Source organism: Roseateles chitinivorans (assembly GCF_050632235.1).
Taxonomy (GTDB): Bacteria; Pseudomonadota; Gammaproteobacteria; order Burkholderiales; family Burkholderiaceae_C; genus Roseateles; species Roseateles chitinivorans_A.
Window position 1 is genome coordinate 574,881 of record NZ_CP192584.1, and the last position, 23,101, is coordinate 597,981.

Sequence of the window (23,101 nt, forward strand, 5' to 3'; positions counted from 1 at the left end):
GGCAGGAAGGCTGGTGGGCGCGGCACGCCCTTGGCGCAACCCGCATCCACCTGAAGGGCGTCCGCGTCGCGCGGCGCGTCGATGAAGCGGAACAGCACGTCGCGCATGCAGGGCAGCGTCAGCGCGACGCCGTGACCGGCGGCGGCGACCACCACGTGCCGCGCCTGGTCGCCGAGCGCCACCTTGACGCGCTGTCCATGGCGCTCCGGCGTGGCGGGATCACTGCCGCCACTGGTGAGCAGCACGGGCGACTTCGCCGGAGGGATCGTGTAGAACGCCGACGGCACCTCGCCGCGCGGCCAGGCACCGCAGACGCGGGCGTAGAGGTCGCGGTCGAACGTGCCGAAGTCGGCGCCGGGCGTCTCGGTCGACGCCGCGATGCGCGGCGCGTCCTCGGCGCAGACGACGGAGAAGTGCATGCCTTCGAAGATCCGCATCGAACGGGATCCGCCGCCCAGCTGTCCGGCCAGCCCGGCCAAGGCGTCGAAACGCCCCAGGGACGCCTCGTGCAGCGCCGCGGGCAGCGCGGCGGCCACGCCGGGTGCGTACAGCGGCGGCCGGACCAGGCCGAGCAGGCTGTCGCGCGTCAGCGTGACCTCTTCCGGCCGGCCGGTCAGCGGCTGCGTGAACGAGACCTTCCGAGGCAGGCTCTTGAGCAACGCCTGCCATTCGGACTGAAGGCCGGGGAAACGCGCGGCGCAGGCCGGATCGGCCGCGCAGGCGACGAACACGGCGTCCAACGCGCGCTGCGAGTCCTGCGAGAACGTCACCGGCAGCACCATGTCCGGTGGCGCGACGCCGTCGATGACGCTGCGGCGCACACGATCGGGGAACTGCCGCTGGTACTCGAGCGCCGCACGCGTGCCGTAGGACGCGCCGACCAGGTTCCAGCGCCCGGCCCCCAGCGCGGCGCGCACGGCGTCCATGTCCTGCATCGCGATCGTCGTCGTGAAGAAACGCAGGTCGCCGTAGGGCAGCTGCCTGAGCGTGTCGCGGCACTGTTCCAGCAGGCGGACCTTGGCACCGGGCTTCAACAGCTCGTCCAGGCTGCGGGCGCTGTTGTCCGGGCAGGCGAGCGGCGCCGAGCGCCCCGTGCCGCGCTGGTCGATGAACACGAGGTCGCGGCGATAGTTCAGCCGGGACAGCCGAGGCATCACGGTGGCCGTCAGCGCGATGGCGCTCTGACCAGGGCCGCCGGCGAGCAGCAGCACCGGGTCCGGCAGCTTGTTGCGCGCCAGCGCGGGCACGACGACGTAGTGCACATCGATGCGGACACCTTCAGGCCTGGCCGGATCGAGCGGACGCTGGAGACTGCCGCACAGGACTTCGGTGGGCACGCCTTCGACGCGACAGGGCTTCAGGGCGGAGACCGCGCCTTCGGCCCGCGCATCGCCGGCCGTCAAGGTCGTCGCGGCCACCAGTGCCGGTACAACGGCCAACGCCATCAGCGCGCGGGCGCGGAACGGCCGGGCTCGGGGGACAGGGCTTGCCCCGGGACGCATCGTCATCAACTCGCTCCTCCTTGGTGCCCGGCGATTATGGCGAGCGGGAGGCGCGCGGCAGGGTGCCTTCGGTCAGCTTTCCGATCTGCTTTCCCTGCGTCCGAACATCCCCCATCCCTCCATGCTCATGACCTGCTCGTCCTTCTGGTTGAAGACCTCCCAGCTCGACCGCACCAGGCCGATCGTCGGGCGGCTGCGGCTGGCCTTGGTCTCCTGCACGGTCATGCGCACGCGCAGCGTGTCACCGGGGCGCACCGGCTTGAGCCAGCGCAGGTTGTCGATGCCGGGCGATCCCTGGCTGGTGGAGTCCAGCAGGTAGGCGTCGCACATCATGCGCATGACCAGCGCGCAGGTCTGCCAGCCACTGATCGACAGCCCGCCCAGCACCGAGGCGTCGGCGGCGGCCTCGTCCAGGTGCAGCGGCTGCGGATCGTAGGCGGCCGCGAAGGCGAGCCCTTCCTCGCGGTCGACCAGACGCGAGCCGAACTCGCGCACCTGGCCCACGGTGAAGTCCTCGAACGCATAGGTCTTGGCGGGGGAAGCAGTGCTCATGGGGAGGGTCCTCGGACGGGATGTCGACCGGCGGACTGTACGAGTACGATCCAATTCCCTGAAGGAGACCCCCATGAAGCTCTACTACAGCCCCGGCGCCTGCTCGCTGTCACCCCACATCGTCCTGCGCGAGGCCGGCCTGGCCTTCGAGCCGGTGCTGGCCAGCACCAAGACCCACAAGCTGCAGGACGGTACCGACTACTACGGCATCAATCCGAAGGGCTACGTGCCGCTGCTGGAGCTCGACGACGGCCAACGCCTCAGCGAAGGCCCGGCGATCATCCAGTACATCGCCGACCAGGCGCCGGGCAAGCAGCTCGCGCCGGCCAACGGCACGATGGAACGCTACCGCCTGCAGGAGTGGCTCAACTTCATCACCACCGAGCTGCACAAGACCTTCAGCCCGCTGTTCAACCCGGCGATCTCCGACGACGCCAAGGGCGTCTTCCGGACCAAGCTGCATGAGCGCTTCAAGTGGGTCGAGGAGCAGCTCGCCGGCAAGCAGTTCCTGATGGGCGACCAGTTCTCGGTGGCCGACGCCTACCTGTTCACGGTGTCGAACTGGGGCCAGCACGTCGGCGTCGACCTGTCCGGCTACCCGGATCTGGTCGCCTACCGCGGCCGCATCGCGGCGCGGCCGGCGGTCCAGGAAGCGATGAAGGCCGAGGGCCTGCTGAAGCAATGAGCGCGAGAGGAATGGGCTGAGGTCTCCCGATCTCAGCCCTTCTTCTTGAGCAGCGACTCGCAGGCGCCCTTGTCGCCGGCGTCCTGCTTGGCGCAGACGCCATCCAGCTGGGTGCGCAGACGGCCCAGGGCGGCGTCATGCTGCCCGTTCGCGTTCCACGCGACCAGCTGGCTGCCGACCTTCTGCAGCGAGCGCGCGCTGCGCTCATAGAAGGCGCCCTTGTCCTTCTCGGCTTCGGCCAGCAGCTGCGCCGCGGCCTTCTCGATGCGGGCCGAATCCTGCGGCGCCAGTTCGACCAGCGCGCTCAGGTAGTTCGAGCCCCACTGCAGCCGAGTGGCGGGGCCCTCGCTCTTGTTGAAGGCCTCCTCGTACCAGCGCAGCGCCTCGTCCTTCTTGCCCTGCTTGCGGGCGTTGCTGCCCAGCGAGCTCATCAGGTAGTACGGGCTGTGGCTATTCGCGATGCTGGCCTTCAGCAGCGCGTCGCTGTCGCTCCACAGGCCGGCGCGCCCGAGCAGGTAGGCGGCCGACGTGATCACCGCCTGGCGTTCGTAGCCATCGGTGACCTCCTTGTCGACCTTGGCGGCGTGCGCCTTGACCTCGGCCAGCAGCGGGGCGGGCAGCTTGGGCGCGAGTTCTTCCTTCTTCTGGTCCAGGCGCGCCAGTTCGACGCGCGCCAGCAGCGACTGCAGGCGGTCGGCGCGCGACAGCGTGGCATCGGCCTCGAAGCGCTTCAGCGCCGCATCGAACTTCGCGATCAGCGCCTGGCGATCCGGGCCGGCCGCGGGGGCGAGCGCGCGCACGATGTCATCGCCGTTGTTGCTCAGCACGTCCATCTGCGCCCGGGCGGCGGCCGCGTCGGCCAGCACCTGGTCCACGCGGGCGCGCAGCGCGGCGTCCGCCTTCAGCGAACCGCCGCCTTCCGTGGCGGCCAGCGCCTTCAGCCACAGGCGGGTGGTGGTCTCGTCATCGACGCCCTGGCTCGCGGCGGCCAGTTTCGCCAGCAGCGCCGGGCGCTGCGCGGCGGGCACCAGCTGCTGTTCATCGGTTTCCCAGGAGTAGAAGCCCAGCAGCTTCCACTCGTTGGCGGAGATCTTCTTGCCGGCCTGCGCCTCCGCCAGCACGGTCTTCACCGGACGTCCTCCGGCGAGGCCCAGCTGAAGCACGCGCAGCACCTGCGGGGCGTCGACCTCGCCCGGCAGCCGGGTGAGTTCCTGGCCGTCGTTGCTGAACAGGATCATGGTCGGGTAGCCGCGCACCTTGAAGCGCGCGCCCAGGCGCTGGGCGCCCGGGTTGTCGCCGTCGATGTGGACCGCGACGAAGGCGCGCGACTGCTCGATGAAGTCGGCGCGGTTGAACAGCGTCGCCTTGAGCTGGTTGCACGGCGGGCACCACTTGGCGCCCCAGTACAGCAGCACCGGCTTCTTCTCGCCGCGGGCCTGGGTGAAGGCGCGCTCGATGTCGGCGTCGCCGGAGGCTTCCTGCCAGGACACCGAGGCCGAGGCGCTGGCGGCCACGGCCGCCGGCATCAGGGTCGGCAGTGCGCCGATCGCGGACAGCGCCGCGGCGAGGGCGGTCAGACGGGCGGCCGAGCGGAGACGACGGGCCATCGAGGTGTGGAAAGTCATGGCGGTGATCGCGGCCTCGTGAGCCGGCCGATGTCGAGGAAAGCCGGCATTGTGGCGCCGCGCCGCCGAACCCGATATGCGGGACGCTTCTAACCTTTCTTGGCGCGCAGGAGGGCGCCGCGGGCCAGGCTTTCCGGCGACCAGTGCTGACGGACGTCGTAGTACTCCGGCATCGCGACCGCCTCGGCCGGCAACTGGACCCACGGCTGCTTGGACGCGGTGAAGATGTGGATGTCCGGCGGCAGGCGGTCCGGCTCGTCGAGCGTGCCGACGCGCACGAAGCGCACCGCGTCGCCGCCGCCGGCGTAATTGCTCCAGACGGCGATCGCGCAGCTCGGGCAACGCCAGATCTTCTGGCCCTTGCCGCTGGCGCTCGGGTTCATGAACGGCACCGGCTCTCCGGCCAGCAGTTCGACGCGGTCGGCTTCGATCATCGCGTTGAGCGCGAAGGCCGCGCCGCTGGCGCGCTGGCACCACCGGCAGTGGCAGCAATGCACGACCATCGGTCGGCTGGTCATGCGGTAGCGGGTCTGGCGGCAGTCGCAGCCGCCTTCAAACGTGTCCTGCGTGTCGGTCATGGTGGTCTCCCTCGTGATGCGAGGCGCGCAGGATAGCGGTCCGAAAACGGCCATCGCGTCGGACCCGCGCCGCAGGAACCTGGGACGACGGAGGTCACCCGTCGCCGGGGCGTCAGACCTCGCCCAGCAGGTCCTGCCCCTCGTCGAGCGGCGCGGGTTCCGCGGTCGCCTTGGCGAGGACCATCCAGGTGCCGAAGTCCGGCTTCATGGGCCGGCGTGGCGCGGGTCTGCCGAGTTCGAACCGGATGGCCTCGCCGCCGTTCGATTCATGGGCGAACAGCACGCCGAAAGCCGGCGGAATCTCCTCGACCTCGGCGATGCCGGCGCGCAGCACGTACCAGCACTGGCCGCTCAATGCGAGGTAGGCCTGCGACTTGGCGGGGCGGCGAAGCTCCGACAGCAGGTCGGCGCGGCTGACCTTGATCTCGTGCACCGCGGGTTCGAGGTAGTCCTCGACGGTGGTGTTGCGCACCGAATAGACGTCCGGCATCGCATTCACCCATCGCATCCGCTCGGGGTCCTCCTCGCGCGGCAGGCCGGCGCGCAGCGACAGGCCGCGCCAGACGACGCGTCCCGCACGCTGCAGTTCGACCGCCATGCGGGCGACCAGATCCTCGTGGCGATCGCGGGCGGTGCGGTTCTTCTGGAGTCCGAGGTGCAGCACCTCGATGCCGGGGGCGGTGAGCCGCAGGGTCTCGCGGCCGTGCAGGTCGATGCGGCGTTCGAGCCAGCCCAGCGCCAGCAGTTCCACCTCCAGCATGTCCTGGCACGGCCAGCCGGCCGAGCGCCAGAGCTGGCGCAGGCGGCGGACCTGGATCACGGTCGGGCGGGGCGGTGTCGCGGACATCCCGCGATGTTGCCGCAGACGCCGGACCAGGGGCGTCAGCAGCGATGGACGGAAAAAGGCCACGCCTCGTGAGAGGACGTGGCCAACAGGGAGGAGGTTCCTCGAGGGATCAGTTGGAAGAGCGCTCGCGGCGCAGCGAGCCGACCATCGCGTTGTTGTCGCCCATCACGAACACGGTGTAGACATAGCCTGCCTGGATGCCGAGGTCGCTCAGGCTGTAGACCGGTGTCGTCGAGGACGGCGAGGTCACCGTCAGCAGCGCGGCGGTCGAGGCCGCCGTCGTCTGGGGCGACGACGAGGTGCCGGCCACCACGTTCGACGCCAGCGCGCTGTAGTCGACGTTCAGCGTCAATCCGGTGGTGGCGCTCGCCACGCCGTTGACCAGGCGGATCTTGGCCGTCGTCGTCGGGCTGGTGGGCAGCCGGTTGTCATCGGTCAGGACGGCCAGCTTCGGATCGGCGGCCGTGCCCCACACCATCAGCGTGTAGTCGCTGCCGGCCGTCAGCGGCGGCTTGGTGAACGACATCAGTGCGCCGTTGACATAGACCGACAGGTCCGCCGTACCGGCCGTGACGGTCGTGTAGTCGCCGATCGTGGGCGCGACCGAGGTCGGCATCAGCGGCGTCTGGCCGATCGAGCCGGACACCAGCGCGCTGCCGCCCACCGCGGCGACCAGGCGGGCCCGGGCGGTCGCGTTGGGGAAGTTGGACGTCGCGCCCTGCTGCAGCAGCTGGATGCCGTTGACCAGCACGCCGCCGGTGCTGCCCGTCAGGATCAGCGTCGAGACGCCGGCCGACGGCAGCGACAGGCTGGGGATGTCCAGCCGCAGGTCGGTCTTGGCGCCGGCGGCGGTCAGACGCACGCGGAAGGTGCCGCTGTTGAGCGTGATGTAGCCGCTGCCCGAGCCGGTCGCGATGCTGCTCGCCACGGTCGAGGCGGTGTCCAGCGACTCGTCGGCGCCGGTGACGTACACGTCCATCGCGCCTGCGTCCGAGGCCAGGTTCAGCACCAGCAGCTTGGACTTGCCGGTGGCCGGCACTTCCTGGTCTTCCTGGAGGAGCGTCGTGCGCACCGAGCCCGCCGAGCCGTACGCGATCATCGTGTAGTGGCTGCCGGAGGCCAGCGTCGGCGTCGACGACGCCAGCGTGCTGCCGACGTTGTTGCTCTGCACCTCGGTGCCGGTGGCGTCCGTCTTCACGTCGGCATAGCTGCCCACGCCGGCATAGGCGACGCCAGTATTGACCGTCGTGCTGTCCACGGCCATGTCCAGCGCGGCGTAGCCGATGCTGGCGTTGAGAAGGCGCATCTGCGCCGAGCTGCTGTCGCCGCCGCCGCCGCAGGCGGCCAGCAGGGCTGCGGTGGCCACGCTCAGGCCCCAGGCCCAGGTCTTGAATCGCATCGTCCGACACTCCGATTGAGAATGCGGCGATTGAACGCGGGCCGTGTTGCTGGGGCTTGTGGCCGCTTGCCGGCTTTGTGAACTTCCATATCAACGCCGACACAGAGTGGCGGCGGCCGGGCATCCGGCGAGTACCGGGCCCCGGGGTCATCGCGCTTGGTGCCACCTCTCTAAACGCGCGCGAGGTCCGGCGCTAGCATCCGCGCGATGAACGCCTACCCGCAGCTGCTGTCGCCCCTGGACCTGGGCTTCACGACCCTCAAGAACCGTGTGCTGATGGGCAGCATGCATACCGGGCTGGAGGACTCGCGCAAGCACATCGACCGGTTGGCCGAATACTTCGCCGAGCGTGCCCGCGGCCAGGTCGGCCTGATCGTCACCGGCGGCTACGCGCCCAACATCGCCGGCTGGACCAAGCCCTTCGCCGGCACGCTGATGACCGGCGGCGCGGCGAGGCGGCATCAGGCCATCACGCGCGCCGTGCACGGCGAAGGCGGCAAGATCGCGCTGCAGATCCTGCACACCGGCCGCTACGGCTACCACCCGTTCAACGTGGCGCCGTCGGCGCTGAAGTCGCCGATCTCGCCGTTCACGCCGCACGCGCTGAGCGAGCGCGGCATCGAGCGCCAGATCCGCGCCTTCGTCCGCTGCGCCGTGCTGGCGCGCGAGGCCGGCTACGACGGCGTCGAGGTGATGGGCTCCGAGGGCTACTTCATCAACCAGTTCCTGGTCGCCGCCACGAACCAGCGCAGCGATGCGTGGGGCGGCGACTTCGAGCGCCGCATGCGTCTGCCGGTCGAGATCCTCACCCGCATGCGCGAGGCCGTCGGCCCCGACTTCATCATCATCTACCGCCTGTCGATGCTGGACCTGGTGCCGGACGGCGGCAACTGGGACGAGGTGCTGCGGCTCGCGCGCGCCGTCGCCAAGGCCGGCGCCACGATCATCAACACCGGCATCGGCTGGCACGAGGCCCGCATCCCGACGATCGCCACCAGCGTGCCGCGTGCCGGCTTCGCCTGGGTCACGAAGAAGCTGCGTGACCAGCTCCATGCCGAAGGCATCCACACGCCGCTGATCACCAGCAACCGCATCAACACGCCGGAGGTCGCCGAGTCGGTGCTGGCCGACGGCTCGGCGGACATGGTGTCGATGGCGCGCCCGCTGCTCGCCGATCCCGCCTTCGTGCGCAAGGCCTCGGAAGGCCGGGCCGACGAGATCAACACCTGCATCGCCTGCAACCAGGCCTGCCTGGATCACGTCTTCAAGCAGGAGGTCGCCTCCTGCCTCGTGAATCCGCGCGCCGGCCACGAGACGCTGCTGCGCATCGTGCCGGTTGCCGCGGGGCAGGCGCGCAAGCGCGTCGCCGTCGTCGGTGCAGGACCGGCCGGGCTCGCCGCCGCGACGACGCTCGCCGAACGCGGCCACCACGTCACGCTGATCGATGCCGCCCAGGAGATCGGCGGCCAGTTCAACCTCGCGAAACGCATCCCGGGCAAGGAGGAGTTCCACGAGACGCTGCGCTACTTCAAGCGGCGGCTGGAACTCCTCGGCGTCACGCCGCAGCTGGGACGGCGGGTGGGCGCCGCGGACCTGATGGACTACGACGAGGTGCTGCTCGCCACCGGCGTCACGCCGCGCGATCCGCGCATCCCCGGACAGGACGAGGGCGTCGCGCGGGGTCAGGTCTTGACCTACCTCGAAGTCCTGCGCGGCGAGAAGCCGGTCGGTCGCCGTGTCGCGGTCGTCGGTGCGGGCGGGATCGGCTTCGACGTGGCGGAGTTCCTGCTGGAGCAGGGCCACTCGCTGGCGCTGGACGCACCGGCATGGCGCAAGCACTGGGGCGTCGGCGATCCCGAACAGACGCGCGGCGGTCTCGCCCGTCCGCAACCCGAGCCCGCCGAGCGCGAAGTCACGCTGCTGCAGCGGCGCGCCGGCAAGCTCGGCGCGGGCCTGGGCAAGACCACCGGATGGATCCATCGCGCCGCGCTGAAGACGCACGGTGTACGGATGGTCGGCGGGGTGCAATACGAGCGCATCGACGAGCAGGGCCTGTGGATCAGCCAGGGCGAAGATCGCACCGATCCCGAGCGCATCGAGTGCGACACCATCGTGCTGTGCGCAGGCCAGGAACCGCTGCGCGAACTCGAGGCGCCGCTGCGCGCGGCGGGTCGTTCGGTGCAGTTGATCGGCGGTTCGGCCGAGGCCAAAGAATTGGATGCAAAGCGTGCAATCCTGCAGGGAACGAGAGTGGCGGCCTCGCTGTAACCCCTAGCAACATTTTCCGACCGGCGTCGATACTCCGGCGGTCGTGCATGAGGGAACGTCCGCCACCCGCGGACGGCGCCGACATGGGGCCAGCTGTTGCCCCTCCATTCATAAAAAGATCCTTGGGTGAGCCATGCGTCTTCGCCTGAACCGTCGTTGGGGGTGCTTTGCCGTGTCCGCGCTGCTGCCGTCGTGCCTGAGCACCTCGGCATGGGCGGGCGCGTCCGCGTCCGTCCCCGCGGCGGTGCCGTCCGCGGCGCAGGCGATGGTGGCGCAACTGCCGGCCTGGATCGATTCCGGCTCCACCGTGTTCTGGCTGGGCGCCGGTTGCGTGATCGGCGGCCTGACGCTGGGCGTGATGGTCAGCCTGTTCCTGCAGCAGCGCGGCCGCCTGCACCGCCGCCGCGAGGAACTCCGGCGCGTGCGCCACGAACGCGCCCGCCTCAGCGCGCTGCTGAACGCGATCCCGGACCCGATGTATTTCAAGGACGCCAACGGCGCCTATGAAGGCTGCAATCCGGCCTTCGAGCGCGCCGTGGGCCTCACCGAGCAGGAGATCATCGGCCGCCGTGATGCCGACCTGCCGAATCCCCCGGGCTGGGTCGACACGCAGTCCGACGGCCGCCTGCTGACCTGGCGCGACGACACCAGCGACGCCGGCAGCGGCGCGCGGTGCCTGGACGTCTCCAGCGCCCGCGTGTTCGACGACGACCAGTACCTGGGCCAGGTCGCCATCGCGCGCGACGTGACCCAGCTGCAGCAGGCCACCGACGCTGCCCGCCGCGCCGCCACCGTGTACGAGCATTGCGGCGAGGGCATCATGGTCATCGACCACGAACTGCGCATCGTCGACGTCAATCCGGCGCTGGTCGCGATGGTCGGCCACGACCGGCAGACACTGCTGGGCAAGCGCCCGCTGCTGCTGCGCGACGCCGAGCAGGACCCCGAGAAGCTGCGCGCCCTGTGGGCCGACATCGAGACCCGCGGCAAATGGAGCGGCGAGGTCACCGAGCGCCACAAGAACGGCGACTCGATCCCGATGTGGGCGACCTTCGTGAAGGTCCCCGGGCCCTCGGGGGACCCGGAGCAGGTGCAGTACCTGAGCGTGCTGACCGACATCTCCCGCATCAAGCAGACCGAGGCGGAGCTGCTGCACCAGTCGCTGCACGACAGCCTGACCGGACTGCCCAATGCGGCGCTGCTGCGCGACCGCATCGCGCGCCAGGTCGGCAACGCGCAGCGCGAGCACACCTGCGTGGCCGTGCTGTACATCGACCTCGACGGCTTCCGCGACGTCAACGACATCGCCGGCCACGCCGCGGGCGACCAGGTGCTGCTGACGGCGGCGGCGCGCTTCGCCAACGTGACGCGGCTGAGCGATTCGGTCGCGCGCGTCGGCGCCGATGAATTCGTCGTCGTGCTGTCGGGCCTGGTCGACGAGGAGACCGCCATGCGGCTCGGCGACCGGCTGATCCAGGCGATGGACGAGCCGGTCGTCATCGACCATCACCGCTTCAATGTCGGCGCCAGCATCGGCCTGGCGCTGTTCCCGGCCGACGGCACGCATGTCGACGAGTTGCTGCGCAACGCGGAGGTCGCCATGGTGCGGGCCAAGCTGCATGCGCGGGGTTCGGTCCAGGCCTACCGGCCGGAGCTGACGCAGGCGGTGCAGCAGCGTTTCGAGCTGACGCATGCGCTGCGGCAGGCCAACGAGGCCGCGCAGTTCCGCCTCGAGTACCAGCCCCAGGTGCGCCTGAGCGACGGCGCACTGATCGGCGCGGAAGCGCTGCTGCGCTGGCGGCACCCGACGCGCGGGCCGATCTCGCCGGCCGACTTCATTCCGCTGGCCGAAGAGACCGGCCTGATCATCCCGATCGGCCGCTGGGTGCTGGAGCAGGCCTGCGCGCAGGTCGCGCGCTGGCAGGGCCAGGACGGCAAGCCGCAACAGGTCGCGGTCAATGTCTCGGCGCGTCAGCTGCGCCAGCCGGACTTCATCGAGACGCTGGATTTCATCCTCGGCGAGACCGGCTGCCCGGCGAGTGCGCTGGAGCTCGAGGTCACCGAGAGCCTGCTGCTCGAGGACGCGGAACAGGCCATCAGCCTGCTGACGCGGATCTCCAACCGTGGCGTGCGCATCGCGATCGACGACTTCGGCACTGGCTATTCGTCGTTGGCCTACCTGAAGCGGATGCCGGTCAGTACGCTGAAGATCGACCGCAGCTTCGTCAACGAGCTCAGCAGCGACGCCAACGTCGCCGCGATCGCCCGCACGGTCATCGTGCTGGCCCGCAGCCTCAACCTGGACGTGCTGGCCGAGGGCGTCGAGACGATCGAGCAGGCCGAATGGCTGCGCCGTGAAGGCTGCGACTGGGCGCAGGGCTGGTACTACGGCCGTCCGATGCCGCCGGAGGATTTCGTCGTCACGCCGCCGCCCGAGCCGCTGCGCCGCGTGCCCAAGCGTCTGCAACTGGCCTGAGTCCGCCGCGGGCGCGGGACCCGGCGCTGATCACGCATTGCCATCGCCGCTCGTCCGCCGACGAGACATCACGGGCTCGGAGGACGTGGAGACGGCAGACGACGCGGAAGGCGCTTCCGCCCACACCCGCCACTCCTTGGCGCTGACCTCGCGGACTTCGAGCCCCCGGCGCAGGATGAAACTCGAGTCGTGCCAGCTTTCCACCGGCCCGGCGAGCGACCGTCGCGGCGGCGGTTCGGCACCGAAGTCGGAATCGCCGAAGCTGCTGCCGCTGTCGGAGAAACGACTGTGGCCATGGCTGAACCGGCTGTCGCCATAGTGGCTGGGCAGCTCGCTGTCGGCGCCACCCGCATACCGCCTGGACGTGGCAAGCGGGAGCTGGGACGGGGTCTGAGGGGACCGGTACTTCATCTCGGAAACCTCGGGATCACGGGAGAGGCACTCCATGGTGATCCTGTCGCAGCCCGTACGTCAGCCCGCAGATGGAGGGGCTGGCGGGGAGGACATCTCCCCCTTGAATTCGCTTGCCACCAGCGGCGGTGTGTGGAAATCACCCCCGCCAACGCCGGGGATGCCGGGACAGCGCGATCCCGTTCACAGCGGCAGGGCGGTCGTGCTCTTCACCTCTTCCATGACCGCGTAGGTCCGTGTCTCCCGGACGCCGGGCAGCGTCCAGATCACCGCGCCGATGAACTCCCGGTAGGCGGCCATGTCGGACACCCGGGTCTTGAGCAGGTAGTCGAAGCCGCCGGCCACCAGGTGGCACTCCAGGATTTCCGGCCGGGCCTGGACCGCGGCGCGGAAGTTGTCCATGACGTCGTGCACCGTGCGGTCGAGCAGGATCTCGATGAACACCAGCATCTGTGCACCCAGCTTGGCCGGGTTCAGCCGGGCCTCGTAACCGAGGATGAAGCCGTCGCGGGTGAGGCGGCGCACGCGCTCCAGCACGGCCGTCGCGGACATCTGCACCTCCTCGGCCAGCTTGAGGTTGCTGATGCGTCCGTCCTGCTGCAGCAGCCCCAGGATGCGGCGATCGATCTTGTCCAGGTCCTCGAGGCTGCTCATGCTGGATTCCATGCGGTGGAGATCGGAAACATTGGTGAGTAATTCGGAGCGTTACTTCCTAAACTCCCGCTATTCGCTAGGGGAGCGCCCCTCGCACGAACATCCGAGGATTCTATGACCGCCTTCCCCCTCCCGCCGGAGACCTCCCGCCTGCCGGATCCGTATCGCGAAGAGCTGCCGCTGGTGCACGCGCTGGCCGCCGAGATGCAGGCGTTGAACTGGCAGGCGGTGGTGGATCAGGCACGGCCCTGGGTGCAGCAGGTGCGCGGGAATCCGGCGCCGTTCTGGGCGATGGAGTCGCTGCTGCGCGAGTATCCGATCACCAGTGCCGAGGGCCTGGCCCTGATGCGTCTGGCGGAAGCGCTGCTGCGCGTGCCCGACGCCGAGACCGCCATCGCGCTGACGGCCGACCAGCTCGGCCGCGCCGACTTCGACGGCGCCTCGGACGGCCCGCACAAGATGCTGGCCGGCCTGGCGGCGAGCGCGATCTCGCTGTCCAAGAAATTCCTGCCCGACGCCGAGGCCGACTCGGGTCTGATGAAGCGCCTGGGCGCGCAGACGGTGGTCGCCGCGACGGTGCGCGCCATCCAGCTGCTGGGCCGCCAGTTCGTGCTGGGCCGCAACATCCAGGAAGCGATGAAGGAGGCCGACGCCGCGCGCAAGGTGCAGGCGCAACTGCGCTTCTCCTACGACATGCTGGGCGAGGGCGCCCGCACCGAGCGTGACGCCGAGCGTTACCAGGCCTCGTACCTGAACGCGATCGCCGCCATCGCCGCCGGCCGCAAGGCCGAGTCGCCGGAAGGCAGCGACGGCATCTCGATCAAGCTGTCGGCGCTGTTCTCCCGCTACGAGGTCCTGCAGCGCGAGCGCGTCTACGCCGAGCTGCTGCCGCGCGTGTGGCAGCTGGTCGAGAAGGCCGCGCAGGCCAACATCAACCTGACGATCGACGCCGAGGAAGTCGACCGGCTCGAGCTCTCGCTGGAGCTGCTCGACACGCTGGCGGCGCGCATCGCGACGCACTTCCCGCAGTGGCGCGGCTTCGGGCTCGCGGTGCAGGCGTACCAGACGCGCGCCCGCGACGTCGTGGAGGCGGTCGCCGCGATCGCCCGCAAGCACGGGCTGAAGTTCATGGTGCGCCTCGTGAAGGGCGCCTATTGGGACGGCGAGATCAAGCGCGCCCAGGAGCAGGGCCTGCCGTTCTATCCGGTCTACACGCACAAGCCGCACACCGACGTGTCGTACCTGGCTTGCGCGCAGGCGCTGCTGCGGCATCACGACGTCATCTATCCGCAGTTCGCGACCCACAACGCCGGCACGGTCGCGGCCATCCTGCAGATGGCGCGCGCGCTGGGCGCCAAGTTCGAGATGCAGCGCCTGCACGGCATGGGCGAAGGCGTCTATCGCGAAGTGCTGAAGGACGGGACCATCCCCTGCCGCGTCTACGCGCCCGTCGGCGAGCACCGCGACCTGCTCGCCTATCTGGTCCGGCGCCTGCTGGAGAACGGCGCCAACTCGTCGTTCGTGCATCAGCTGGCGGATCCGACCGTGGCGCCGGAAGAGCTGCTGTCCTCGCCGATGACGGAGATCCGTGGCGAGGCTTCGCTGCCGTTGCCGATCGCCCTGTACCGCGACACGGCGGGCCGCGGCCGCGACAACTCGTCGGGCCTGGACCTCGCCGTGCCGGAGCAGCGCCAGGTGTTGCTGGACGCGCTCGCGCAATGCACGGTGCCGGAGATGGTCGAGGCCTCCTCGGAGGAGGTCGATGCCGTGATGACGCGGCTGCAAGGCGGCTTCGCCGGCTGGAACGCGACGCCGGTCGCCGAGCGCGCTGCCGTCCTGCGCCGCGCCGCCGACGCGCTGCAGGCGCAACTGCCGCGGTACTGCGCGTTGCTGGTCAAGGAAGCCTACAAGAGCCTGGGCGATGCGATCAGTGAAGTGCGCGAGGCCATCGACTTCCTGCGCTACTACGCCGATGAAGCCGAACGCCTGGCTGCCGACGGCGTCGCGCTGAACGGACGCGGCGTGTTCGTCTGCATCTCGCCGTGGAACTTCCCGCTGGCGATCTTCGCCGGCCAGGTGGTCGCGGCACTGGCCGCCGGCAACGCGGTCGCCGCGAAACCCGCGGAACAGACCCCGGCCGTCGCCCGCGAATGCGTGGCGCTGCTCCACGCCGCGGGCGTGCCCGTCGACGCGGTGCAGCTGGTGCATGGTCGCGGCGAGACCGTCGGCGCGCGCCTGGTGGCCGCCCCGCAGACCGCGGGCGTGTGCTTCACCGGCTCGACGCAGGTCGCGCAGATCATCAACCGCCAGCTGGCGGCCAAGCCCGGCGCCGCGGCGCTGCCGCTGATCGCCGAGACCGGCGGCCTGAACGCGATGATCGTCGACTCGACGGCGCTGCCGGAGCAGGTCATCGACGCGGTCGTGCAATCGGCCTTCCGCAGCGCGGGCCAGCGCTGCTCGGCGCTGCGACTGCTGGCGGTGCACGAGGCGGTCGCCGACGGCGTCATCGAGATGCTGCGCGGCGCGGTGAAGGAGCTGCGTGTCGGCGACACGGCGGACCTCGCGACCGACGTCGGCCCGCTGATCGACGACGAAGCCTTCGACGGCGTGTCCAAGGACGTCCAGCGCCTGAAGCGCGAGGCGACGCTGATCGCGGAGGCCGTGCCGGCCGACGGCTGCCCGCGCCTGCTGGCGCCGGTGGCGGTCGAGCTGCCGACGATCGCCTCGCTGAAGAAGGAGATCTTCGGCCCGGTGCTGCACGTGGTGCGCTGGAACGGCGACGTCGACGGCGTCGTGCGCGAGATCAACGCGCTGGGCTACGGCCTGACGCTGGGCATCCAGACCCGCATCGACAGCCGCGCGCTGCGGCTCGCCGCGGAGGCCCGCATCGGCAACGTCTACGTGAACCGCAACATCATCGGCGCCGTGGTCGGCGTGCAGCCGTTCGGCGGCGAGGGCATGTCCGGGACCGGGCCGAAGGCGGGCGGTCCGCACTACCTGCTGCGCTTCGTCGCGCAGCCGAAGGTGGAGGCTGCCGCCGACGCGCCGGCGCTGGCGACGACCGGCGCGGGCGCCGACCTGTCCCCGCTGTTCACCGCGCATGAAGGCTGGGCCGAGCGTCCGGTCGACGAGCGCGCCACCGCGCTGGAGCGTTCCGCGGCCGGCCAGGCACCGGTGGTCGCCGGCGCCTGGCGCACGCTGGCCGCCGGCGCGCGCCGCACGCTGGTCGACGTGAAGCTGCCCGGACCGACCGGCGAGAGCAACGAGCTCCGTCTGCACGGCCGCGGCGTGATCGCGGTGCTGGCGCAGGGCGCGTCGCCGGAGGACCTGGCGCGCGCGCTGGGTGCGGCGCTGGTGGCGGGCAATGCCGTGGCGATCGTCGGCGGTGGCGATGTCGCGGTGGAACTGCGCACGGCGCTGATGCGCGGCGGCGTGACGGCGGCGGCGATGCAGCTGCTGCCCGCGGACCAGCTCGGTGCCGTGCTGCGCGCGACGCGGCTGGCGGGCGTGATCGCACCGGCGACGCTGCAGGTGCCGGTGCAGCGCGAGCTGGCAGGCCGCGACGGCGCGATCCTGCCGGTCGTGCCGATGGTCGAACTGGCCGACGCGCGCCAGCTCTACCGCCTGGTCGCGGAGCAGACGTTGACGATCAATACGGCAGCGGCAGGCGGGAACGCCGCGCTGCTGGCGGGCGTGCACTGATCCGGCAGGCCGGGTCGCGCGAGACCCGGCCCTCCAGCCGCCACCAGCCGGTGCGCGGCACGACCCAGACCTCGCCGCTCCTGAAGCGGCGTGGCTGCGGCCAGCACTGGTCGGCCCAGAGCGCAGGCGCATCCTCGACATCGACGATGCCGGTCTGCACATGCATCACGGTGCCCCGGGCGAGCTTCAGCATCAGCGATTGACCGGCGACCAGCCCGAGTTCCTGTGGCGCCGTCGAAGCCGGCGGCACACGGGTGGGCGTGGCCGGCGCGGGCACGGCGTGCGGTGGCGAGACCCCCTGCGCCGGACTGGCCTGCGCTGGCGTGGCCCCGTGCGCTGGTGCAGCCAGCCACGGCCAGGGGATGGGCAGGGATCTCAGGACGGCGGCGAGGAACATGACGGCTTCGCCCGGAGGCGCCTCGTTGGAACGGACCGCCAGTGTTCCCATCGACGCTGCGAGCTGACAGGCACAGCGGCGCCCTTTGTTCTGCGTAACAGCGAGGGCGGACCGCCTGTTCCGTATCGACTGCGCGCCGGCTGTTCCGGTGCCTCGCGCGAGCACGGGCGCAGAATCGCCGGCATGGACGCTTCGGACCCTCTGTACGCGCAGGTTGCCGCGCATTACCGCCAGGCCATCGCCGCCGGCACGATGCCGCCGGGGAGCCGGATGCCGTCGGTCCGCACGCTGATGGGCCTGCACCGCGTGAGCCTGAGCACCGCGCTGCAGGCCTGCCGCCTGCTCGAAAGCCAGGGGCTGCTTCAGGCGCGTCAACGCGCCGGCTACTTCGTCCGACCGCCGCGTCCCAACCGGCTCGCGCGTGCGGCCGAGCCGCGCCAGACGCAAGCGGACCCGGCGCGTTTCGTCGGCGTGCACGAGCGCATCTCCGAGATCCTCACCCGCGGCATCGCCGCGAAGCCGGAGGTCAACCTCTCCGGTGCCTGCGCGCATGCCTCGCTGTATCCGACGCGTGCGCTGGCGCTGCACGGCCAGCGGCTTTTGCGTCGCCGGCCCGAGATCCTCGGCACCCAGCCCGATCCGCAAGGCCTGCTCGCGCTGCGCCAGGGGCTGTCGCGCCTGGCGCTGAACGCGCAGATCCAGCTCGACCCGTCGCAGCTCGTCATCACGCATGGATGCACGGAAGCGCTCGGCATCGCGCTGCGCGCCGTGACGACCCCTGGGGACGCGGTGGCGGTCGAGTCGCCGACCTATTACGGCCTGCTGCAGCTGCTGGAGAGCCTGGGGCTGCGCGCGCTCGAGATCCCGACGAGTCCGCACACGGGCCTGTCCGTCGAGGCCTTCGAAGCGGCGGCGATGCGCGAGCCGCGGCTCAAGGCGGTGGTGGTCGTGCCCAACCTGCAGAACCCGCTCGGCGCGGTGATGCCGGACGGCGCGAAGCAGGCGCTGCTGGCGGTCTGCGAGGCCCGCGACCTGGCGCTTCTCGAGGACGACACCTACGCGCTGCTGTGCGAGACGCCGCAGCGCGCGATCAAGTCCTGGGACACGACAGGGCGGGTGATCTTCTGCTCGTCGCTGCACAAGACGCTGGCGCCCGGCATGCGCGTGGGCTGGATCGCGGCGGGCCGCTGGCAGCCGCGCGTGGAGATCCTCAAGTACGCGCAGAGCCGGCCCAACGAGATGCTCGGCCAGGCCATCCTGGCGGAGTTCCTGGCCGGCGGCCAGATCGATCGCCACCTGCGCGCGCTGCGGGCCAAGCTCGCGACACAGCGCGAGCAGATGGTGGCGGCGCTTTCCGATGAACTGCCGGCGGGCACGCGGCTCAGCCTGCCGCCCGGCGGGCCGAGCCTGTGGGTCGAGCTGCCCGAGGGACTGTCCTCGCTCACGCTGTTCGACGCGGCGCTGGAGAAAGGCATCCGGCTGGGGCCGGGGCTGATGTACTCGAACTCGGAGCGCTTCGACAACTTCATCCGCATCAACGCCGGCAATCCGATGGACGAGGCGCAACGCCGTGCGATCGGGACGCTGGGTGCGCTCTGCGCATCGATGCTGAGAGCGCGTTGATGGCGCGCTGAGCGCCCGGGGCGGACCCGCGCCTGCTCGGGGGCGGGACTAAACTGCCGCCCCATGAGTTCCTGCATCGCATTCATCGGCGGAGGCAACATGGCCAGCGCCATCGTCGGCGGCCTGCGCCGCGCCGGTTTCCCGGCCGAGGACCTGCTGGTGGTCGAGCCCTTCGAGGCGCAGCGCGAGCGCCTCGCTGCCGACTTCGGGATCCGGCCGCTCGCCGCAGCTGACGCGGCATTGTCGAGAGCCCGCGCCGTCGTCTGGGCGGTGAAGCCGCAGCTCTTCCAGGACGCCGCGGCACCGGTGGCGCCGCATGTCGGCGGCGCGCTGCAACTGTCGGTGATGGCGGGTCTGCGCAGCGACGCGATCGCGCGCGCCACCGGCGCGTCGCGCGTCGTGCGCGGCATGCCCAATACGCCGGCGCTCATCGGGCAGGGCATCACCGGTCTCTTCGCGAGCGCAGCCGTCACGGCCGACGATCGCGCGCTGGTCGAGCAGCTGCTGGAGCCGACCGGCCGCACGCTGTGGGTCGACGGCGAGGGCGACCTCGACACGGTCACCGCGTTGTCCGGTTCGGGACCGGCCTATTTCTTCTTCCTCGTCGAGCACATGGTCGCCGCCGCGCGCGCGCTGGGCCTGGACGAGGCCAAGGCGCGCGAACTCGCACTGGCCACCTGCGGCGGTGCTGCGGCGCTGGCGCTGCAATCGAGCGATTCGCCGACCGTGCTGCGTGAGAAGGTGACGTCCAAGGGCGGCACCACACATGCCGCGATCACCAGCCTGCAGGCCGACGGCGTCGGCGAGGCGGTCGAGCGCGCCGTGAAGGCCGCGCACCGGCGCGCCGGCGAGCTGGGCGACGAATTCGGCCGCGCCTGAGCGTGACCGCGCCCGAGGCCGCCGGCCGCCCACTGACCGATATCTGAAAGCCGCTTCCATCCATGGGGATCGCTGATCGCTGGGGCCTGCGCGCGTGGCTGCGCGCGCCGGGTTCGTTGAGCAAGCGGCTGGCCGCGACCGGCCTTCGTTTCGAGGTCCAGGTGCTGCGCCAGACGACAGCGCCGCTGCGGCCGCAGGAGCGTGCCGCGCTGGGGCTGCCCCGGCGCGGCCTGACGCTGGTGCGCGAGGTGATCCTGCGCGTCGACGGCCGACCGCTGGTGTGGGCGCGTTCCGCGGTGCATGGTCACGCGGTGGCGGGGCCCTGGAAGGCGTTGAAGGGGCTGGGCAGCCGGCCGCTGGGCCATCTGCTCTACGACGACCCCCGCATCCATCGCAGCGAGCTGCAGCCGCGTCGCGTCACGCGGCACGGCGCGACGCACCGCCAGATGCAGCGTCAATGGCTCGCGGCCACGGACACCGAGGCGCCCGCGCTGATGCAGTGGTCGCGCAACTCGGTCTTCACCCGGCACGGCCAGCAACTGCGGGTGATGGAGATGTTCGTCCCCGACGTCGCACTGCGCGATCCCGGACCGTTGAGACGCAAATCGAGGCCACGCCGGTGATGAGTCGGTTCCGCCATTGGCTGCAGGCCTTCCGTCCGGCGCCGATGCGCGTCGACGCGCGCGAGCGTTTGCGCGTCGTGGCCGGCGCCATCGCGGGCCTGCTGCTGACGGGCGTGCTCACCGAACTGCTGTCCCGCCACATGCCGGGCGTGCCGTGGCTGATCGCGCCGCTGGGCGCGAGCGCGGTGCTCGTGTTCGGCGTGCCGGCGAGCCCGCTGGCCCAGCCCTGGGCGGTGGTCATGGGCAACACGGCCTCGGCGCTGGTCGGGATCGCGTGCGTGCACCTGTTCGGCGGTACGCCGGAGCTGGCCGCGGCGATTGCCGTCGGTGGTGCGATCGGACTGATGTTCCTGCTGCGCTGCCTGCATCCGCCGGGCGGCGCCGCGGCCTTGCTGATGGTGCTCAGCGGCGTCCATGACTGGCACTTCGTGCTCGATCCCGTGCTGTTGAACTCGGTGCTGATGGTGCTCGCGGGCATGGCCTACAACGGCGTCACCGGCCGCAAGTACCCGCACCCGCAGACGGCGCTCTCCGCCGCGCCGCCGAAGGGCGGCGCTACAGAGGGGCCCGGCGGAGCGCTCGGGGCGATGGGAGACGCACCGCCGTTCACCGGTGTCGATCTGGACACGGTGCTGGCGCACTACAACCAGGTGCTGGACATCCCGCGGGACGACCTGCAGGCCATCGTCGACGAGGCCGGCCTGCTGGCCGCACGGCGCCGGATGTCGACGCTGCGCTGCGCCGACGTGATGTCGCGCGATGTGAAGTCGGTGGAGTGGGGCACGCCGCTGCAGGAGGCTTGGTCGCTGATGCGGACGCATCAGATCAAGGCGCTGCCGGTGGTGGACCGGGCGCGGCGCGTCGTCGGCATCGTGACGCTGGCGGACTTCATGCGTGGCGCCTCGCTGGACGTCCACGACGACTGGGCGGCGCGGCTGCGCCACCTGATCCGACCGACGCCGACCACGCACAGCGACAAGCCGGAGGTGGTCGGGCAGATCATGAGCCGGCAGGTGCGCGTGGCCAGCGCGGACCGGCCGCTGGCGGACCTGGTGCCGCTGTTCGCGGCGACCGGGCATCACCACATCCCCATCGTCGGCGACGAGGCACGGCTGGTCGGCATCCTGACGCAGTCGGATCTCGTGGCGGCCCTGGCGCGCGTGGATCGGCTCTGAGCGAACGCGCCGCAGTCGCGAGTCCAACGGTGCCTGGGCGGCGATTGAGCCGTCCCTAAGCCGCCGCTAAGCGGGCGTACAGGTCCCGCTCAGCTTCGCTCGTTATGCTGCCGCGGCCCTTGTCTGAACACCGCGCCGCCGATGGACATCGACCCCGACGAACTGATCGAAACCGCCCGCCAGGCCAATGAGCGGTCGGAAGCCGCGCCGCCGCAGTCGCGGCTGAACGTGGCGGTCGCGCTCACCGTCGCGCTGCTGGCGACCTTCATGGGCATCTGCAAGATCAAGGACGACAACATCGGCCAGGGCATGCAGCAGGCGCAGGCCGACAAGATCGACCACTGGTCCTTCTACCAGGCGCGCAACGCGCGGGAGGAGGTCGCCAAGGCCACGCTGACGCAGCTGAAGCTGCAGGCGCTCGGCGCGCCGGCGTCGGCCGCCGACGGCTACCGGGAGGCGATCGCGCATTACGAGACGCTCGCCGCGGACCAGGCCGCCAAGAAGGACGAGCTCCGCAAGCAGGCAGAAGCCGACCAGCAGCGCTACGACGCGCTCAACTACCGGGACGACCAGTTCGACCTGTCCGATGCGTTGCTGGCCATCGCGATCGCGATGCTGGCGGTGACCGCCCTGACGCAGCTGTGGTGGCTGTACGCGGCGGCGATGGTGCCGACGGTCTTCGGCGTGCTGATGGGATTCGCCGGCCTGGGCGGCTGGCCGCTGCATCCGGACGTCATCGTCCAGTGGCTTTCCTGAGGCGGACTGCTCAGCGCAACGCCAGATCCACCACCGTGCCCGCGAAGATCGCGAGGCCGACCCAGTGGTTCTCGCGGAAAGCCCTGAAGCAGCCGTCGCGGCTGCGGTCCTTGATCAGCGTGTAGTGCCAGACCACCTGAGCCGCCGCGACCGCGAGACCGGCCAGGAACCAGTGCCCCATGCCCAGCCGCAGTCCCAGCGTGGCCCACAGCGCGAGGAACGCGACGTAGAACGCCATCACGCCGATGACGTCGAAGCGGCCCAGGGTGAGCGCCGAGGTCTTGATGCCGATGCGGATGTCGTCGTCGCGGTCGACCATCGCGTACTCGGTGTCGTAGGCCAGCACCCAGAACAGGTTGGCGACCAGCAGCCCCCACGCGGCCAGCGGGACCGAGGCCGCGATCGCCTGCAGGCTCCATTCGCGGCCGCCGAGCGCCGCGGAGAACGCCATCGGGATCCCGAACGAGAACGCCACGCCGAGCACCGCCTGCGGCATCGAGACCCAGCGCTTGGTGAACGGATAGAGGATGGTCACCGCGAGCGCGGCGAACGACAGCAGGATGGTCGGCGGGTTGGTCGTCAGCACGAGCGTGAAGGCGACCAGCGCCAGCGCGGCGCCGAGCACGAGCGCCTGCTTCACGGAGATCAGTCCCGAGGTCACCGGCCGCTGCGCGGTGCGCTTGACGTGCTTGTCGAAGTCGCGGTCGGCGACGTCGTTGACGGCGCAGCCGGCGCTGCGCATGAGGAAGGTGCCGATCGTGAAGACCAGCAGCAGGTGCCAGCCCGGCCAGCCGTCGGCGGCCATCCACAGCGCGGCCAGCGTCGGCCACAGCAGCAGGTAGGTGCCGGCCGGACGGTCCCAGCGGATCAGGTTCAGGTACAGCGACAGACGCGACGGCGCGGCGGGAGCGGGGGCTGCGGAGGTCATGGCCCGCATTGTCGCGCCGCG

19 protein-coding genes and 2 pseudogenes are annotated in these 23,101 nt (G+C 70.8%); 10 read left to right on the top strand and 11 right to left on the bottom strand.

Translation table 11 applies throughout. The annotated features are described in order from the left end of the window. Positions 1–86 precede the first annotated feature (86 nt). Positions 87–437: pseudogene (locus ACQ859_RS02500) on the bottom strand (alpha/beta hydrolase); the annotation flags it as partial. Here ACQ859_RS02500 and ACQ859_RS02505 point away from each other — a divergent pair. Then, positions 418–678 carry a hypothetical protein gene (locus ACQ859_RS02505; RefSeq protein WP_431264470.1) on the top strand — a complete coding sequence of 87 codons (261 nt, stop codon included), beginning with the start codon at positions 418–420 and terminating at the stop codon, positions 676–678. The pseudogene ACQ859_RS02500 and the gene ACQ859_RS02505 sit on opposite strands and share 20 nt — an antisense overlap. Positions 679–794: 116 nt before the next feature. Here ACQ859_RS02505 and ACQ859_RS02510 read toward each other — a convergent pair. Together ACQ859_RS02510 and ACQ859_RS02515 are read right to left on the bottom strand one after the other, a co-directional pair. Continuing rightward, positions 795–1,508 (bottom strand): annotated as a pseudogene (locus ACQ859_RS02510) (alpha/beta fold hydrolase); the annotation flags it as partial. A gap of 66 nt (positions 1,509–1,574) precedes the next feature. Then, positions 1,575–2,054 carry a MaoC family dehydratase gene (locus ACQ859_RS02515; RefSeq protein WP_431264471.1) on the bottom strand — a complete coding sequence of 160 codons (480 nt, stop codon included), beginning with the start codon at positions 2,052–2,054 and terminating at the stop codon, positions 1,575–1,577. A gap of 73 nt (positions 2,055–2,127) precedes the next feature. On the opposite strand from ACQ859_RS02515, the gene gstA reads away from it, so the two are divergent. Next, positions 2,128–2,739: a glutathione transferase GstA gene (gene gstA / locus ACQ859_RS02520; RefSeq protein WP_431264472.1), complete on the top strand. Its 612-nt coding sequence runs from the start codon at positions 2,128–2,130 to the stop codon at positions 2,737–2,739. Positions 2,740–2,771: 32 nt separating this feature from the next. Here the strand turns inward: gstA and ACQ859_RS02525 are convergent, their stop codons facing one another. From ACQ859_RS02525 to ACQ859_RS02540, 4 genes are all read right to left on the bottom strand, one after another. Further along, positions 2,772–4,364, bottom strand: coding sequence for a thioredoxin family protein (locus ACQ859_RS02525; protein WP_431264473.1), 1,593 nt, complete (start codon positions 4,362–4,364; stop codon positions 2,772–2,774). A gap of 89 nt (positions 4,365–4,453) precedes the next feature. Further along, positions 4,454–4,942, bottom strand: a complete 489-nt coding sequence (locus tag ACQ859_RS02530) for a GFA family protein (RefSeq protein ID WP_431264474.1) — start codon at positions 4,940–4,942, stop codon at positions 4,454–4,456. Between the two features lie 112 nt (positions 4,943–5,054). Further along, positions 5,055–5,762 (bottom strand): hypothetical protein, encoded by a 708-nt coding sequence (locus ACQ859_RS02535; protein WP_431264475.1) that lies wholly within the window; start codon positions 5,760–5,762, stop codon positions 5,055–5,057. Between the two features lie 136 nt (positions 5,763–5,898). Then, positions 5,899–7,188: a DUF4397 domain-containing protein gene (locus tag ACQ859_RS02540; protein ID WP_431264476.1), complete on the bottom strand. Its 1,290-nt coding sequence runs from the start codon at positions 7,186–7,188 to the stop codon at positions 5,899–5,901. A gap of 207 nt (positions 7,189–7,395) precedes the next feature. Between ACQ859_RS02540 and ACQ859_RS02545 the strand changes: the two genes are divergently transcribed. Together ACQ859_RS02545 and ACQ859_RS02550 are read left to right on the top strand one after the other, a co-directional pair. After that, positions 7,396–9,456, top strand: a complete 2,061-nt coding sequence (locus ACQ859_RS02545; RefSeq protein WP_431264477.1) for an FAD-dependent oxidoreductase — start codon at positions 7,396–7,398, stop codon at positions 9,454–9,456. Between the two features lie 172 nt (positions 9,457–9,628). Then, the gene (locus ACQ859_RS02550) at positions 9,629–11,932 is read left to right on the top strand and encodes a sensor domain-containing protein (protein WP_431264478.1); all 2,304 of its coding nucleotides are present in this window, start codon (positions 9,629–9,631) and stop codon (positions 11,930–11,932) included. 30 nt (positions 11,933–11,962) lie between these two features. Here the strand turns inward: ACQ859_RS02550 and ACQ859_RS02555 are convergent, their stop codons facing one another. Together ACQ859_RS02555 and ACQ859_RS02560 are read right to left on the bottom strand one after the other, a co-directional pair. Next, positions 11,963–12,343, bottom strand: coding sequence for a hypothetical protein (locus ACQ859_RS02555; RefSeq protein ID WP_431264479.1), 381 nt, complete (start codon positions 12,341–12,343; stop codon positions 11,963–11,965). A 183-nt stretch (positions 12,344–12,526) separates the two neighbouring features. After that, positions 12,527–12,997, bottom strand: coding sequence for an Lrp/AsnC ligand binding domain-containing protein (locus tag ACQ859_RS02560; RefSeq protein WP_431264480.1), 471 nt, complete (start codon positions 12,995–12,997; stop codon positions 12,527–12,529). A 114-nt stretch (positions 12,998–13,111) separates the two neighbouring features. Here ACQ859_RS02560 and ACQ859_RS02565 point away from each other — a divergent pair, with 114 nt between their 5' ends. Further along, a complete protein-coding gene (locus ACQ859_RS02565; RefSeq protein ID WP_431264481.1) occupies positions 13,112–16,699 on the top strand; it encodes an L-glutamate gamma-semialdehyde dehydrogenase in 3,588 nt (1,195 codons plus the stop codon). Here the strand turns inward: ACQ859_RS02565 and ACQ859_RS02570 are convergent. Continuing rightward, a complete protein-coding gene (locus ACQ859_RS02570) occupies positions 16,647–17,147 on the bottom strand; it encodes a hypothetical protein (RefSeq protein ID WP_431264482.1) in 501 nt (166 codons plus the stop codon). The genes ACQ859_RS02565 and ACQ859_RS02570 overlap by 53 nt on opposite strands. A gap of 132 nt (positions 17,148–17,279) precedes the next feature. On the opposite strand from ACQ859_RS02570, the gene ACQ859_RS02575 reads away from it, so the two are divergent. From ACQ859_RS02575 to ACQ859_RS02595, 5 genes are all read left to right on the top strand, one after another. Continuing rightward, on the top strand, positions 17,280–18,719 hold the full coding sequence (locus ACQ859_RS02575; protein WP_431264483.1) for a PLP-dependent aminotransferase family protein: 1,440 nt from the start codon (positions 17,280–17,282) through the stop codon (positions 18,717–18,719). Positions 18,720–18,782: 63 nt separating this feature from the next. After that, positions 18,783–19,598 carry a pyrroline-5-carboxylate reductase gene (proC, locus tag ACQ859_RS02580; protein WP_431264484.1) on the top strand — a complete coding sequence of 272 codons (816 nt, stop codon included), beginning with the start codon at positions 18,783–18,785 and terminating at the stop codon, positions 19,596–19,598. Between the two features lie 62 nt (positions 19,599–19,660). Next, positions 19,661–20,221, top strand: a complete 561-nt coding sequence (locus ACQ859_RS02585) for a chorismate--pyruvate lyase family protein (protein WP_431264485.1) — start codon at positions 19,661–19,663, stop codon at positions 20,219–20,221. Beyond that, entirely contained in the window at positions 20,221–21,396 is a 1,176-nt protein-coding gene (locus ACQ859_RS02590; RefSeq protein WP_431264486.1) for an HPP family protein, read from the top strand. The genes ACQ859_RS02585 and ACQ859_RS02590 overlap by 1 nt, the downstream gene beginning before the upstream one ends. Positions 21,397–21,537: 141 nt before the next feature. Then, positions 21,538–22,152: a DUF4337 domain-containing protein gene (locus ACQ859_RS02595; RefSeq protein ID WP_431264487.1), complete on the top strand. Its 615-nt coding sequence runs from the start codon at positions 21,538–21,540 to the stop codon at positions 22,150–22,152. Between the two features lie 10 nt (positions 22,153–22,162). Here the strand turns inward: ACQ859_RS02595 and ubiA are convergent, their stop codons facing one another. Next, a complete protein-coding gene (gene ubiA, locus ACQ859_RS02600; RefSeq protein ID WP_431264488.1) occupies positions 22,163–23,080 on the bottom strand; it encodes a 4-hydroxybenzoate octaprenyltransferase in 918 nt (305 codons plus the stop codon). Positions 23,081–23,101 lie beyond the last annotated feature (21 nt).

Coding starts and splice junctions, on each gene's coding strand:
- ACQ859_RS02505 (WP_431264470.1), top strand. CDS start 418: ATGCCTTCGAAGATCCGCATCGAACGGGATCCGCCGCCCAGCTGTCCG.
- ACQ859_RS02515 (WP_431264471.1), bottom strand. CDS start 2,054: ATGAGCACTGCTTCCCCCGCCAAGACCTATGCGTTCGAGGACTTCACC.
- gstA (WP_431264472.1), top strand. CDS start 2,128: ATGAAGCTCTACTACAGCCCCGGCGCCTGCTCGCTGTCACCCCACATC.
- ACQ859_RS02525 (WP_431264473.1), bottom strand. CDS start 4,364: ATGACTTTCCACACCTCGATGGCCCGTCGTCTCCGCTCGGCCGCCCGT.
- ACQ859_RS02530 (WP_431264474.1), bottom strand. CDS start 4,942: ATGACCGACACGCAGGACACGTTTGAAGGCGGCTGCGACTGCCGCCAG.
- ACQ859_RS02540 (WP_431264476.1), bottom strand. CDS start 7,188: ATGCGATTCAAGACCTGGGCCTGGGGCCTGAGCGTGGCCACCGCAGCC.
- ACQ859_RS02545 (WP_431264477.1), top strand. CDS start 7,396: ATGAACGCCTACCCGCAGCTGCTGTCGCCCCTGGACCTGGGCTTCACG.
- ACQ859_RS02555 (WP_431264479.1), bottom strand. CDS start 12,343: ATGAAGTACCGGTCCCCTCAGACCCCGTCCCAGCTCCCGCTTGCCACG.
- ACQ859_RS02560 (WP_431264480.1), bottom strand. CDS start 12,997: ATGAGCAGCCTCGAGGACCTGGACAAGATCGATCGCCGCATCCTGGGG.
- ACQ859_RS02565 (WP_431264481.1), top strand. CDS start 13,112: ATGACCGCCTTCCCCCTCCCGCCGGAGACCTCCCGCCTGCCGGATCCG.
- ACQ859_RS02570 (WP_431264482.1), bottom strand. CDS start 17,147: ATGGGAACACTGGCGGTCCGTTCCAACGAGGCGCCTCCGGGCGAAGCC.
- ACQ859_RS02575 (WP_431264483.1), top strand. CDS start 17,280: ATGGACGCTTCGGACCCTCTGTACGCGCAGGTTGCCGCGCATTACCGC.
- proC (WP_431264484.1), top strand. CDS start 18,783: ATGAGTTCCTGCATCGCATTCATCGGCGGAGGCAACATGGCCAGCGCC.
- ACQ859_RS02585 (WP_431264485.1), top strand. CDS start 19,661: ATGGGGATCGCTGATCGCTGGGGCCTGCGCGCGTGGCTGCGCGCGCCG.
- ACQ859_RS02590 (WP_431264486.1), top strand. CDS start 20,221: ATGAGTCGGTTCCGCCATTGGCTGCAGGCCTTCCGTCCGGCGCCGATG.
- ACQ859_RS02595 (WP_431264487.1), top strand. CDS start 21,538: ATGGACATCGACCCCGACGAACTGATCGAAACCGCCCGCCAGGCCAAT.
- ubiA (WP_431264488.1), bottom strand. CDS start 23,080: ATGACCTCCGCAGCCCCCGCTCCCGCCGCGCCGTCGCGTCTGTCGCTG.